Annotated in this window: 10 protein-coding genes; 9 read left to right on the forward strand and 1 reads right to left on the reverse strand. The window is 51.3% G+C overall.

The annotated features are described in order from the left end of the window. The first annotated feature begins 158 nt into the window (after positions 1–158). From FD38_RS07410 to FD38_RS07425, 4 genes are read left to right on the forward strand one after another with little or no spacing between them, the layout of a single operon-like run. A complete protein-coding gene (locus FD38_RS07410) occupies positions 159–896 on the forward strand; it encodes an amino acid ABC transporter ATP-binding protein (RefSeq protein ID WP_057732837.1) in 738 nt (245 codons plus the stop codon). A gap of 18 nt (positions 897–914) precedes the next feature. After that, positions 915–1,751 (forward strand): transporter substrate-binding domain-containing protein, encoded by an 837-nt coding sequence (locus FD38_RS07415; RefSeq protein WP_057732839.1) that lies wholly within the window; start codon positions 915–917, stop codon positions 1,749–1,751. Next, positions 1,748–2,386, forward strand: coding sequence for an amino acid ABC transporter permease (locus FD38_RS07420; protein WP_057732841.1), 639 nt, complete (start codon positions 1,748–1,750; stop codon positions 2,384–2,386). Before FD38_RS07415 ends, FD38_RS07420 begins: the two co-directional genes overlap by 4 nt. A 17-nt stretch (positions 2,387–2,403) precedes the next feature. After that, complete coding sequence (locus tag FD38_RS07425) at positions 2,404–3,057, forward strand: amino acid ABC transporter permease (protein WP_186811329.1); 654 nt, start codon at positions 2,404–2,406, stop codon at positions 3,055–3,057. Positions 3,058–3,303: 246 nt separating this feature from the next. On the opposite strand, the gene hflX is transcribed toward FD38_RS07425, so the two are convergent. After that, positions 3,304–4,596 carry a GTPase HflX gene (gene hflX, locus FD38_RS07430; protein ID WP_057732845.1) on the reverse strand — a complete coding sequence of 431 codons (1,293 nt, stop codon included), beginning with the start codon at positions 4,594–4,596 and terminating at the stop codon, positions 3,304–3,306. A 174-nt stretch (positions 4,597–4,770) separates the two neighbouring features. Between hflX and FD38_RS07435 the strand changes: the two genes are divergently transcribed. The 5 genes from FD38_RS07435 to opp3b all read left to right on the forward strand — a co-directional run bounded on the left by FD38_RS07435 (position 4,771) and on the right by opp3b (position 13,299). Then, the gene (locus FD38_RS07435) at positions 4,771–6,411 is read left to right on the forward strand and encodes a peptide ABC transporter substrate-binding protein (protein ID WP_057732847.1); all 1,641 of its coding nucleotides are present in this window, start codon (positions 4,771–4,773) and stop codon (positions 6,409–6,411) included. Between the two features lie 199 nt (positions 6,412–6,610). Further along, the gene (locus FD38_RS07440) at positions 6,611–8,239 is read left to right on the forward strand and encodes a peptide ABC transporter substrate-binding protein (RefSeq protein ID WP_057732849.1); all 1,629 of its coding nucleotides are present in this window, start codon (positions 6,611–6,613) and stop codon (positions 8,237–8,239) included. A 342-nt stretch (positions 8,240–8,581) separates the two neighbouring features. After that, positions 8,582–10,219 carry a peptide ABC transporter substrate-binding protein gene (locus FD38_RS07445; protein ID WP_057732850.1) on the forward strand — a complete coding sequence of 546 codons (1,638 nt, stop codon included), beginning with the start codon at positions 8,582–8,584 and terminating at the stop codon, positions 10,217–10,219. A gap of 315 nt (positions 10,220–10,534) precedes the next feature. Further along, a complete protein-coding gene (locus FD38_RS07450) occupies positions 10,535–12,166 on the forward strand; it encodes a peptide ABC transporter substrate-binding protein (RefSeq protein WP_057732852.1) in 1,632 nt (543 codons plus the stop codon). Between the two features lie 203 nt (positions 12,167–12,369). After that, positions 12,370–13,299: an oligopeptide ABC transporter permease gene (gene opp3b, locus FD38_RS07455; protein ID WP_057732854.1), complete on the forward strand. Its 930-nt coding sequence runs from the start codon at positions 12,370–12,372 to the stop codon at positions 13,297–13,299. The last annotated feature ends 9 nt before the right edge of the window (positions 13,300–13,308 follow it).

Here is a 13,308-nt window from a genome sequence, read left to right on the forward strand (position 1 = left end):
GTAATGTTTTTGACCGGCCTATTCTTTTGGTTTAAACTTTAATTTAGACCCTGCAAATGTTCAAAAATTTGAGGAGCAGTAGGTACCACAATAACCTTAGTGGTGGGGCTACGGACCAACCGTCCGGAGCCCCAACCTATTCTAGTGGAGGGAAAAATATGTCAATGATTGAATTCCACAACGTGGAGAAGTATTACGGCGACTTTCACGCGTTGCATAATATCAACTTAACCATCGAGGCCGGTGAGACCGTCGTGCTGATCGGGCCATCCGGTTCCGGAAAGTCGACACTGATTCGTTCGGTGAACGGGTTGGAACGGATTCGTGAGGGTAAGCTGATCGTTAACGGCCAAGACCTCGCCAACCCGAAGACCGATATCAACCGGATTCGCAAGAACGTGGGGATGGTGTTCCAACACTTTAACCTGTACGCCAATAAGACGATTCTGGAAAACATCATGTTGGCGCCTCGAATCGTGCTACACCGCGACGAGGAAGAAAACAAGAAGGTCGCGATGGAAATGCTCGACCGGGTGGGTCTGGCCGACCAAGCCCCTAAGATGCCCGCGCAATTATCCGGGGGGCAGCAGCAACGAATCGCCATTGCGCGGTCGTTAGCCATGAAACCCAAGTGTCTGTTGTTTGACGAACCTACCAGTGCGCTGGATCCGGAAATGGTCGACGATGTCTTGAACATCATGAAGACCATCGCCCGAGACTCCAGTATGACGTCGCTAGTCGTGACCCACGAAATGGGCTTCGCACGCGAAGTGGCCAACCGGGTGATTTTCATGGCCGATGGGCGGATCCTCGAAGACGATTCCAAGGACCAATTCTTTAACGGTGAACCGACCAACGAACGGGCCCGTCAATTCTTAAGCAAGATTTTGCATTAATCAGGGAGGGACACGCTTATGAAAAAATTAATGCGGCGCCTGGGCCTGGTTGTTGCTCTGCTGGCCCTCACCGTGGTCGTCAGTTCTTGTGGGTCCAAACCGTTGTCATCCCGGAACGTGTTAAAGGTTGATCAACAGTCCAAGACCATTACCTGGGGGGTCAAGGCCGATACGCGGCTGTTTGGGCTACTCGATACTAAGGACGGCAAGATCAAGGGGTTTGAAATCGACCTTGCCAAGGCCATCACGAAACAAATGCTGGGTTCTAAGGGGAAGGCTAAATTCATTCAGGTGACGAGTTCGACGCGGATGCCAATGTTGAAAAACGGGAACATCGACGCGATTATTGCCACCATGACCAATACGCCGGAACGGCGCAAACAGGTCGCATTTAGCAATACTTACTTCTACGCCGGCCAGTCGTTACTGGTCAAAAAGGGCAGTAGGATTAAAAACGTTAAGGATCTTAATCAACAAAAGGGCACGGTCCTGGGGGTCGTGGGTTCGGACTCCGTGGAAAACGTGGCTAAAGTCGCACCAAACGCCAAGGTCTTACAATTGACCGACTACGCCCAGGCCATGACGGCCCTGAAATCGGGACAAGGTCAGGCGCTGACCACCGATAACGGGATTCTTTACGGGATGTCCGTTCAAAATCCGGACTACGTGGTCACCGGCGGCACGTTCGTTTCCGAACCGTACGGGATTGCCGTGGACAAGACCCAAACGCCGTTCCGCCAAGGCATCAACCAGGCGATTGCGGAGTTGCGGGCTAACGGCCAATACCAGAAGATCCTGCACAAGTGGTTCCACAACGTCAAAGGCTTTGATTACGAGGAGGCGGCTCAAGAATGATTCATATTTTTCAAGCTTACGGTGGCACCCTCCTTTACGGGTTGGGCCAAACGCTGTTATGTAGTGTGATTGCACTGATCTTTAGTTTGATTATTGGGACCTTCTTCGCCTTGCTCGAAGAATCGCCGAATAAGTTCGCCCGGGGAGTGGCCCGGGTCTACATCGAAGTCTTCCGGAACATCCCGTTGCTGGTGATTACCATGTTCTTCTACGTGGTGATTCCGCTGTACGTCTTAAAGATGAACGGGTTTACCGCCGGCACCATTGGGTTAACGCTCTACACCTCGGCATTTATCGCCGAAACCGTGCGGGCGGGGATTCAATCCGTCGACCCTGGCCAGATGGAAGGGGCCCGCTCCAACGGGTTGACCTTCTGGCAGTCGATGCGCTACATCGTCTTGCCCCAAGCCTTCCGGTACGTGATTCCGCCACTGGGTAACCAGTTCGTGAACCTGGTCAAGAATTCGTCGACCTTAGCCTTCGTGGGTGGGTTCGACCTGATGTACCAGGGGAACTCGATCGCCTCGAGTTCGCTGGAGACCATGGCGGCCTATTCCGCCGTTGGGGTCCTTTACCTGATCATCACCATGCCGATCAGTTACTACATGCGCTACTTGGAAAAGCGTTTAGCTTAGGGGAGGATTAAACCATGCTGAATAATTTTATTGCCGCATACTCCCCGGATAACTTACGCTACCTGTTCGGTGGCCTGGGGATCACCATCTTGGTATCGGTGGCCTCCATCATCGGGAGTTTCATTATTGGCGCCATCTTAGGGGTCATCCGCTACGTTAAGATCAAGTATTTTTCCGCGATTGTCGGGTTTGTGATCGACGTGATTCGGAACCTACCGTTAATTTTGATTCTGTTCTTTATCTACTTTGGTCTGCCGAACCTGGGGGTCAAACCTGAGGTGATTCCGGCCGCCATTCTGGCCATGACGATCTTTGAATCCGCCATGTTGGCCGAAATCGTGCGGTCGGGGATTCAGGCCGTGGATCCCGGCCAGATGGAAGGGGCCCGGGCCAACGGGTTGACCTACTGGCAGGGATTGTGGCACATCGTGTTGCCCCAGGCCATGGTCAAGATGATTCCGGCGATTGTGAGTCAGTTCATCTCGCTGGTCAAGGATACCTCGTTAGCGACCATCATCTTGTTGCCAGAAATGCTGTACCGGTCGCAAATCATTTACGGGCAAAACACCAACTACATCATTCCGATGTTCGTGGCGATTGCGTTGCTGTACTTCATCGTCTGCTACGCGTTGTCCGTACTCGCTCGGTACCTCGAAAAGCGTCAGGCGTAACTAAGGGATTTAACGACTTAGCAATTAAACCGGAACCAGTCTTGATGATTGGTTCCGGTTTTTTTGCGGCGGCAGTCGCACCCACAATGGGCGGTGAAAACGCCCTATATAATAGAAGAAAACGCTTACAAAAAACAAGCTTAATTGTCGATTGACCCGGAAGTTTCAACGTTTGGCGGTCACCAAAAAGGACCCGCGATTTACCGCGGGCCCTGGTTATTTTGAACGAGAATCGGTGCAATCAGCCTAGTCTTCACTCGGCGCATCGGTTACCACGTACTGTCTGAAGCGGTTGAAATCGGCCTGGGGCAGTTCCACGCGCATGGCAGTTCCCGTGGCCTGGTAGTCCGTGCTGAGGACGTTCGCGTGGTCGTTTAGGTAGGCCACCACGTCACCGGCGTCAAACGGAATCAAGAAGTTGGCCGTCACGTAATTGTGGAAGACCTTTTCCTTCATGGTCTGGACCAACATATCGATGGACGCGTCGTCTTTGGCCGAGAGAATCAGTTGGTCGCCCGCTCGACTAGGGTAGGTGGCCGAAGTCAGGTCCGCCTTGTTGAAGACCGTGATCATCGGCACGTCGGTCACGCCAATCTCCTGTAAGGTCTTTTCCGTGGTGGCCATCATGGCCTCACGGTTGACGTCGGCGTAATCGACCACTTGGACTAACAGGTCGGCGTTGGCCGCTTCGGCTAACGTCGAACGGAAGGCCTTGACCAGGTTAGTGGGTAACTGGCTGACGAAGCCGACCGTGTCACTCAATAAGAGCTTCTTTTGGTCGGGGAAAATCAGTTGCCGGACACTGGTGTCCAGGGTCGCGAACAGCATGTTCTTGACGAACACCTGCTTGTCTTCGTTCTTGCCGAAGCGTTGGACTAAGGCGTTCATCAGCGTGGACTTACCGGCGTTGGTGTAGCCGACCAGGGCCACTGACGGTAACTGGTTGCGTTCACGTTGGGCGCGCTGCGTCTCGGCGGCCTGGTTGATTTCCTTTAGTTCATGGTTAACGTGGTTGATCGACCGTTGGATGGTCCGCCGACTCATTTCGGTCTGGGATTCCCCGGCCCCCCGGTTGGTGAAGCCACCGCCACCGCCGCTCCCGGTCTGTTGGTCTAACCGTTGCGAGGCGCTGGTGTGCAGCCGCGGTAACTGGTACTGCAGCATGGCCAGTTGGACCTGTAACTTGGCTTCCCGGGACTGGGCCCGGTTGGCGAAGATTTCTAAAATCAAGCCGGTCCGGTCGATGATCCGGGCCTTGGTGCCGGCTTCGAGGTTTCGAATTTGGCTAGGGGTCAGCTCATCGTTGACCACGATGGTATCGACCCCGTCGTCAGCGACGATGGTGGCCAGTTCTTCCACCTTCCCGGTCCCGAAGTAGGTGCCGGGATTCGGCTTACTTAAGGCCTGTTGCACCTGTTCGACCACGGTCATGTTGTTGGCTTCGACCAGGGCGTCCAGTTCGGCCATGGCGTAGTCGAACGTGGCCTGTCCCGAGTTAAGGCCAATCGTAATGACGGGTGTTGCTGGTGTTTCATCCATATGCTCACGCTCCTCATTATACTTATGGGCTCAGTATACCATGCACTGGACCTTTCGGGGGGAATGTGGGTTAGGATACCTTACAAGATTAGAGGATAATGTTGATTCTCATCGAATTCCAATCTACGATGGCCTCAACGTCGTTAAGAGAGACGTGAGGGGAGTTGAGTCGCAATGAAATTATCAGCAATGGCCAAATTGGGGACTGTGGCCACACTCGCAACAATGTTATTGGCTGCCTGCGGAAATGGCGCCTCACCAGCTAAGTCGAGCACAGCTCAGGCCAAGAACCAAACGTTGACCTGGATGGAAAGTTCATCACTGACCAGCATGGACAACTCACTGGCCACCGATATTATTTCGGCCGAAACGTTGAATAACACCGGTGCCGGTCTGTTGAAGTTTGGGGCGGGCAACAAGACCTACCCGTCAGTCGCAACCCGGTATACCAAGTCGAAGGATGGGAAAACCTACACCTTCTACCTACGGAAGTCCAAGTGGAGTAACGGGCAACCGGTAACCGCTAAGGACTTCGTCTACGGGTGGCAACGGACCGTTAATCCTAAGACCGGATCGCAGTATTCTTACCTGTACGCGGATATCAAGAACGACACCGCCATTTCGAAGGGTAAGGAGCCAGCTAGCGACCTTGGGGTGAAGGCGGAAGGAAACTATAAACTGGTGGTTAACTTGGTTCACCCAATCAGTTACTTCCCAACCCTAGTGGCCCAGGTTAGCTTCTTCCCGCAAAATAAGTCGGTCGTGCAAAAGTACGGCAAGGCCTATGCGGCCAACGCGCAAAATAACGTGTACAACGGGCCGTTTAAACTGACTTACTGGACCGGGACGTCGGATAACTGGACGTTGACCAAGAACCCGAGTTACTGGGACGCTAAGGGGGTTAAACTCCATCAACTGAAGTTTAGCGCTGTCAAGGATCCGCAAACCGCGTTGAGCCAGTATCAAAGCGGTAAGCTGGACGCCATTTACCTGACGGGACAACAACCACGGAATTTGAAGTCCAATCCAGGTTACCGGTCCTTGACTAGTGCCCGGGCGGCCTACGTGGAAATGAACGAGAAACACGATTCATTGATGCGCAACACCAAGGCACGGCAAGCGTTGTCCTTAGCCATCAACCGGACCCAATTTACCAAGAAGGTCATGGCCGATGGGTCGATCCCCGCAACGGGAATCGTCACCAAGGGACTGGCGACCTACAAGGGCAAGGACTTCGCGACCGAAGCCACGGATCCAAGTGCTACGGCGTATGACCAAGCCAAGGCGAAGAAGCTGTGGGCCGAAGCGTTGAAGGAGACCGGGCGGAAGAGTTACAACATGACCTTGATGTCCGATGATACGCCAGTGGGCAAGAGTACGACCGAATACCTGCAAAGTGAATGGAGCAAGCTGCCTGGCCTGAAGGTCACCAACCAAAACATTCCGTACAAGACGCGGCTCGCGCGGTCGGCTGCGGGACAATTTGACGTCGTCGTTTCCCTGTGGGGCGCCGACTTCCCAGATCCAATCACCGACCTGCAACTGTTTACGTCGGGGAACACCTACAACAACGGTAAGTGGTCCAACAAGGCCTACGATAGCCTGATCAATAAGGTCACGACGACCGATGCCAACAACCCAGACAAGCGGTGGAACGAAATGGTTTCTGCGCAAAAGATCCTCTTGCAAAACGAAGGGATCATCCCGTTGTACCAAGGCGGCAAGCCACAATTGCTGAAGTCGAAGGTCAAGGACGTTGTGTACTACCCAATTGGGGCTAACTGGGACTTTAGTCACGCCTACATCTCGAAGTGAGGTCGCGGACAGACTAACTCTTAAAATTTGATGATAAATGAGAAACGGGACCAATCCGGCGATTGGCCCCGTTTTTTTGGCATGTCCGCCAATTAAATTAATTAAAAATTAAAAAATACTATTGATTCTCATCGTTTTATCATTTATGATGATGACATGCTGTATTGTTGATGGGTACATATTAGAGGGGTTGAAAGATATGAGGGTAACTTCGTTTATTAAGTTAGGGACTGTCGCCACGCTCTCGACGATTTTATTAGCGGCGTGTGGGAGTTCCTCCAGTAGTTCTAAACAGGCTAAGGACCAGACCTTGACCTGGATGGAAAGTTCGTCACTCTCGTCGATGGACAATTCGTTAGCCACCGACATCATTTCGGCGGAGACGCTGAATAACACGGGTCAGGGGCTCTTACAGTTCGGCAAGAACAACAAGACCTACCCGGCCGTGGCGAAGAGCTATACGACGTCTAAGGACGGGAAAACGTACACGTTTAACCTGCGGAAGTCGAATTGGAGTAACGGTGATCCCGTGACCGCCAAGGACTTCGTTTATGGTTGGCAACGGACGGTCAATCCTAAGACCGCGTCGCAGTATGCTTACCTGTACGCGGACGTGAAAAACGCTAACGCCATCATGAACGGGAAGAAGGCCGTCTCCACGTTAGGGGTTCAGGCCAAGGGCAAGTACAAGGTCGTCGTGCACCTGACGCACGCGGTCAGCTACTTCCCAACGTTGGTCGCTCAGGTCAGTTTCTTCCCACAAAACCAAAAAGTCGTGCAAAAGTACGGCAAGAAGTACGCCAACAACGCCCAGAACAACGTTTATAACGGGCCATTCAAGTTAACTTCCTGGACTGGGACGTCGGATAACTGGACCTTAAGCAAGAACCCGAAGTACTGGGATGCCAAATCCGTGAAGCTGCAACACATCAAGTTTAGCGCCATCAAGGACCCGCAAACCGCGTTAAGTCAGTACCAAAGCGGCAAGATGGACGCCATCTACCTGAGTGGGCAACAACCACGAAACTACAAGAACAACAAGGATTACCGGTCACTGACCAGTTCGCGGGCGGCTTACGTGGAAATGAACCAGAAGTCCGACTCGATGATGAAAAACGTCAAGGCCCGGCAAGCCTTATCACTGGCCATCAACCGGAGTCAGTTTACCAACAAGGTCTTAGCCGATGGGTCCACGCCGGCCACGGGAATCGTGACCAAGAAACTGGCCTTACGCGACGGCAAGGACTTTGCGGACCAAGCCACGGTCAAGTCCGCCACGGACTACAACCTGACCAAGGCCAAGCAACTCTGGAAGCAGGCCCTAAAGGAAACCGGCCGTAAGAGCTACAACCTGACGCTGATGGCCGATGATACGCCGGTCGCCAAGAGTACCACCGAATACCTGCAAAGTCAGTGGAGCAAGCTCTCCGGCATCAAGGTCACGAACCAAAACATTCCGTACAAGACGCGGTTATCCCGTTCGGCCAACCAACAATTCAACGTGGTCGTGAGTCTCTGGGGCGCCGATTTCCCTGACCCGATCACCGACTTACAGTTGTTCACGTCGGATAACTCATACAACAACGGGAAGTGGAAGTCCGCCGCTTACGACAAGCTGATCAAGGAAGCCACGGACACCAACGCCAACAAGCCGGCAGCCCGGTGGCAGAACATGGTGGACGCCCAGAAGGTCCTGTTGAAGGATGAGGGGATCATCCCATTGTACCAAGGGGGCAAGCCACAGCTGGTCAAGTCGAAGGTCAAGAACGTGGTCTACTACTCGGTGGGTGCCAACTGGGACTTTAGTAAGGCCTACATCGCCAAATAATCCCACCTTAAGTCAATTTAGCGACAGCTTAAATCCGTGGGGTCCTAACGGGGCCGCACGGATTTAGTTTGTCTGCTTAACCGTTTATGAGTTTTTAAGGTGAATTTACTAATTTTGCAAGTGATATTTATTCAATTTTAGAATGAATTCCCCCGCAAAAGACAGTTAATTAATCAATTACGCTTAATTTAAAATCCTGATTAGACGGCATTTATAACGGTTTACTAAAAATAAATTAGATATTCCTATTGATTTTAATGGTTTTCTAATATACACTAGGGCTAATCAAATTTGAGGTGTTAGTTTTTGTTCCATGACCAACTAAGAGGGGTTGAATAAGTGATGAAGATCAATTCAGCAGTCAAGTTAGGGACGGTTGCCACGTTTGCCGCAATCTTATTAGCGGCGTGTGGGAGCTCGTCCAGTAGTAACAGTGGTGCCAGTGAGGCGAAGGACCAAACCTTAAACTGGATGGAGTCCTCGGCGTTACCATCGATGGATATTTCCACGGCGACCGACGTGGTTTCCGGTGAAACCCTGAACAACACCAACGAAGGGTTACTCCGGATGGGGAAGAACAGTAAGACGCATCCCGGGGTCGCCAAGAGCTATTCCAAATCCAAGGACGGGAAAACGTATACCTTTAATTTACGGAAGTCCAAGTGGAGTAACGGGGACCCCGTTACCGCTAAAGATTTCGTTTATTCCTGGCAACGCACCGTTAATCCCAAGACCGCTTCGCAATACGCTTACTTGTTCGCTCAGGTGAAGAACGCCAACGCCATCATGAACAACAAGAAGCCAGTTTCCAGCTTAGGAATCAAGGCGGACGGCAACTACAAGGTTGTGGTCACGTTGACCAAGGCGACGAACTACTTCCCAGCCTTGGTTGCTAACCCGACCTTCTACCCGCAAGATAAAAAGATCGTGCAAAAGTACGGCAAGAAGTACGCGGCCAACGCCCAAAGTAACGTTTACAACGGCCCATTCAAGTTAACTTACTGGACCGGGACGTCAGACAACTGGACGTTAAGCAAGAACAGCAACTACTGGAACGCTAAGAACGTCAAGCTGAAGAAGATCAACTTCAAGACCATGAAGGATCCACAAACCGCCTTGAGTCAATATCAAAGTGGTAAGTTGGACGCTACTTACCTGAGTGGTCAACAACCAAAGAACTACAAGAACGATAAGCAGTACGTGGTTCGTAAGGGGGCTTCAACCTTCTACATTGAAATGAACGAAAAGAAGGATGCCATCTTTAAGAACGTTAACGCCCGGAAGGCCTTATCCTTGGCCATCAACCGGAACCAATTCGTCAACAAGGTCTTACAAGACGGGTCCACGGTGCCATCCGGTTACGTGGCTGATGGGTTAGTTTCTTACAAGGGCACGGACTTCGCCAAGGCCGCTAAGACCAGCGAAGGCACGGCTTACAACTTAGCTGAAGCCAAGACCTTATGGAAGAAAGCCTTGAAGGAAACTGGCAAGTCCAACGTGTCTCTGACCTTGATGGCCGATGATACGCCAGCCGGCAAGAACGCGACCGAATACGTTCAGAGTCAATGGGCTAAGTTACCTGGTTTGAAGGTTACGAACAGCAACTTACCATTTAAGACCCGGTTGAGCCGATCACAAAACGGCCAATTCGATGTCGTGGTTTCTGGCTGGGGCGCTGACTTCGCCGATCCAATTTCCTTCTTGTCACTGTTCACTTCTGGTAACTCGTACAACAACGGGAAGTGGAAGTCCACGACTTACGACAAGGACATCGACAAGGCCAACAACCAAGATGCCAACAACGAATCCGCTCGGTGGAACGATTTGATCGATGCCGAAAAGACGTTGATGAACGAACAAGGGATCATCCCAATCTATCAACAAGCTAAGCCACAACTGGTCAAGTCCAACGTCAAGGGAGTTATCTACTTCCCAACCGGCGCTAACTGGGACTTCAGTAAGACTTACATCTCCAAGTAACGCATGCGTTATCGAAGCTCGCCGCTCGATCGTCGACCGGCGAGCTTCCTTAATCCCAATAGTGAATAATCGGGGGTGAAAATCAGTCATTTCCTGTATATGGTATGCAGAAAAGGCAAATTAAATACAATTAAAATGTGACACCAGATTTTAATTTTTAATTTCAAATGTTGATATATCAGTGTTTCTATCCGAGTAAACTGAATAAATTAAATACAACCATTGATTTTAATTGTTTTCTAATATACAATTGGAACCATCAAATTTGAGGTTGTCAATTTATTTGGCACAACTAGGATAGAGGTTGGATTTTCAATGAGGATCAATTCAGCAGTCAAGTTAGGGACGGTGGCCACGTTTGCCGCCATTGTGTTGGCAGCGTGTGGCTCGTCGAGTTCGAGTAGTACTAGCGCGGCGAAGGGCCAAACCCTAAATTGGATGGAAGCGTCCGCACTCCCATCAATGGATATTTCGAAGGCGACCGATCAGGTTTCGGGGGAAACCATGAACAACACGGGTGAAGGGCTCTTGCGGATTGGCAAGAACAACAAGCTAACGCCCGGTGTCGCTAAGAGTTACAGCAAATCGAAGGATGGGACCGTCTATACCTTTAATCTGCGGAAGTCGAAGTGGAGTAACGGGGATCCCGTTACGGCTCAAAACTTCGTGTACTCTTGGCAACGAACGGTGAACCCTAAGACGGCATCGCAATACGCGTACCTGTTGTCTCCGGTCAAGAACGCCGACGCCATTTCCAAGGGGAAGCAACCCGTCTCGGCCTTAGGGATTAAGGCCCAGGGCAAGTATAAGGTCGTGGTCACGTTGACCAAGGCGACCGCTTACTTCCCGTCCCTCGTGGCGAGCCCAACCTTCTTCCCACAGAACGCTTCTGTGGCCAAGAAGTACGGCAGCAAGTACGCGACGACTGCTCAGGCTAACGTTTACAACGGACCATTCAAGCTGACTTACTGGACCGGGACTTCCGATAACTGGTCGATGAGTAAGAATGCTAACTACTGGAACGCCAAGAATGTTAAACTGAAGAAGATTAATTTCAAGACGATGAAGGATCCTCAAACGGCCTTGAGTCAGTACCAAAGCGGTAAGTTAGACGCCACTTATTTGAGTGGCCAACAACCCAAGAATTACAAGAACAGTAAGGAATACGTAGAACGGAAGTCAGCCGGAACCTTCTACTTGGAACTGAACGAAAAGAAGGATTCCATGCTGCGTAACAAGCACGCTCGGCAAGCCTTATCCATGGCCATCAACCGGAACCAATTCATCAACAAGGTCTTAGAAGACGGTTCTACGCCGGCCAAGGGTGTGGTTGCCACAGGCTTAGCTTCCTACAAGGGTAAAGATTTCACCGACGTGGCGAACGTCAAGTCCGCTTCAACGCAGAACTTAACGCAAGCGAAGAAGTTGTGGAAGCAAGCCTTGAAGGAAACTGGCCGGAAGAGCTATTCGTTGACCTTTATGGCCGACGATACGCCAGCCGGTAAGAACGCGGCCGAATTCATCCAGAGTCAATGGGCCAAGTTACCGAACCTGAAGGTCACGAACCAGAACTTACCATTCAAGACGCGGTTAAGCCGCTCGCAAAATGGTCAATTCGACGTGGTGGCTACGGCTTGGGGCGCTGACTTCCCCGATCCAATTTCCTTCCTGCAATTGTTCACGTCCGACAACGCGTACAACAACGGGAAATGGAAGTCTGCAGCTTACGACAAAGACATCGCGAACGCTAACGGCAAGGATGCCAACAACGAGAGCGCTCGGTGGAACGACATGGTCAACGCCCAAAAGACGTTGCTGAACGACCAAGGGGTCATTCCGTTCTATCAACAAGGGAAAGCGCAACTGGTTAAGTCCAACGTCAAGGGCTTGATCTACTTCCCAACCGGCGCAAACTGGGACTTCAGTAAGACTTACATCGCCAAGTAATTGACGACTCATGCACAAGGTTTCTGCTTATGAGCCGGGCGACCGACTTATAAGCTTTATCGGGGAGTAAGGATCAACCGCCGTTGGTCCTTACTCTTCGATGTTATAGCAATCATTTATCATCTTGTTGTTTTTTAATGGTTTTTATTAAGTTGTGGAACTTATATGGTAACGAATAAGTCTACTGATTGAGAGGTAAACAAATGGCAAAATACCTAGCAAAGCGGATCTTCTACTTGATCCTGACCTTATTCATCGTGATTACCGTAACGTTTTTCCTGATGAAGCTGCTTCCCGGGACGCCATTGACCAACCAAGCCAAGCTGTCCAAGAGCCAAATTGCGTTGATTTACAAGCAATACGGGTTGGATAAGCCGGTTTGGCAGCAATACGTGCTGTACCTGGCCGGGGCAGTGAAGGGGAACTTCGGGACGTCATTCCAATTCAGTGACCAACCGGTGTCCTACCTGATTTCCAGTCGGATCGAACCCTCCTTGCAGATTGGGCTGCAAGCCATCATCGTGGGGGTCATCGTGGGGATCATCATCGGGGCGTTTGGCGCGATGAAGCAAAACAGTTGGGTCGACACGTCGGCAACGGTGGTTTCTATCTTAGGGATCTCCATTCCTTCCTTCGTGTTGGCGGTCTTGTTGCAGTACTACCTGGGGTTAAAACTTGGGTGGTTCCCAATTGCCGAATGGGGCGGCTTTAGTTATACCGTGTTACCAACCTTAGCGTTGGCCGCGGCACCGTTAGCCGAATCCGCCCGATTCGTGCGAACCGAAATGGTCGATGTGTTGAGTTCGGACTACATTGAATTAGCGAAGGCCAAGGGGCTCAGTCGGATGGGCGTGATTTACCATCACGCGTTGCGGAACAGTTTGATTCCGTTGATCACCATCGTGGGGCCGTTAGCCGTGAACATCATGACCGGGTCGATGGTTGTGGAAAACATCTTCTCGATTCCCGGGATTGGGGAACAATTTGTGAAGTCCGTCTTGACCAACGACTACCCAACCATCATGGGGCTGACGATCGTCTACTCCTTCATGTTGTGTGTCGTGCTGCTGATTACCGATATCCTTTACGGAATCGTTGATCCGCGGATTCGGATTACAGGAAAGGCTAACTAGGAGGTAAAT

Origin of the sequence: Levilactobacillus zymae DSM 19395 (genome assembly GCF_001434115.1) — a bacterium.
GTDB lineage: Bacteria > Bacillota > Bacilli > Lactobacillales > Lactobacillaceae > Levilactobacillus > Levilactobacillus zymae.

Excerpts from the sequence above, each read along its gene's own strand:
- FD38_RS07410 (WP_057732837.1), top strand. The coding sequence starts at position 159 with ATGTCAATGATTGAATTCCACAACGTGGAGAAGTATTACGGCGACTTT.
- FD38_RS07415 (WP_057732839.1), top strand. The coding sequence starts at position 915 with ATGAAAAAATTAATGCGGCGCCTGGGCCTGGTTGTTGCTCTGCTGGCC.
- FD38_RS07420 (WP_057732841.1), top strand. The coding sequence starts at position 1,748 with ATGATTCATATTTTTCAAGCTTACGGTGGCACCCTCCTTTACGGGTTG.
- hflX (WP_057732845.1), bottom strand. The coding sequence starts at position 4,596 with ATGGATGAAACACCAGCAACACCCGTCATTACGATTGGCCTTAACTCG.
- FD38_RS07435 (WP_057732847.1), top strand. The coding sequence starts at position 4,771 with ATGAAATTATCAGCAATGGCCAAATTGGGGACTGTGGCCACACTCGCA.
- FD38_RS07440 (WP_057732849.1), top strand. The coding sequence starts at position 6,611 with ATGAGGGTAACTTCGTTTATTAAGTTAGGGACTGTCGCCACGCTCTCG.
- FD38_RS07445 (WP_057732850.1), top strand. The coding sequence starts at position 8,582 with ATGAAGATCAATTCAGCAGTCAAGTTAGGGACGGTTGCCACGTTTGCC.
- FD38_RS07450 (WP_057732852.1), top strand. The coding sequence starts at position 10,535 with ATGAGGATCAATTCAGCAGTCAAGTTAGGGACGGTGGCCACGTTTGCC.
- opp3b (WP_057732854.1), top strand. The coding sequence starts at position 12,370 with ATGGCAAAATACCTAGCAAAGCGGATCTTCTACTTGATCCTGACCTTA.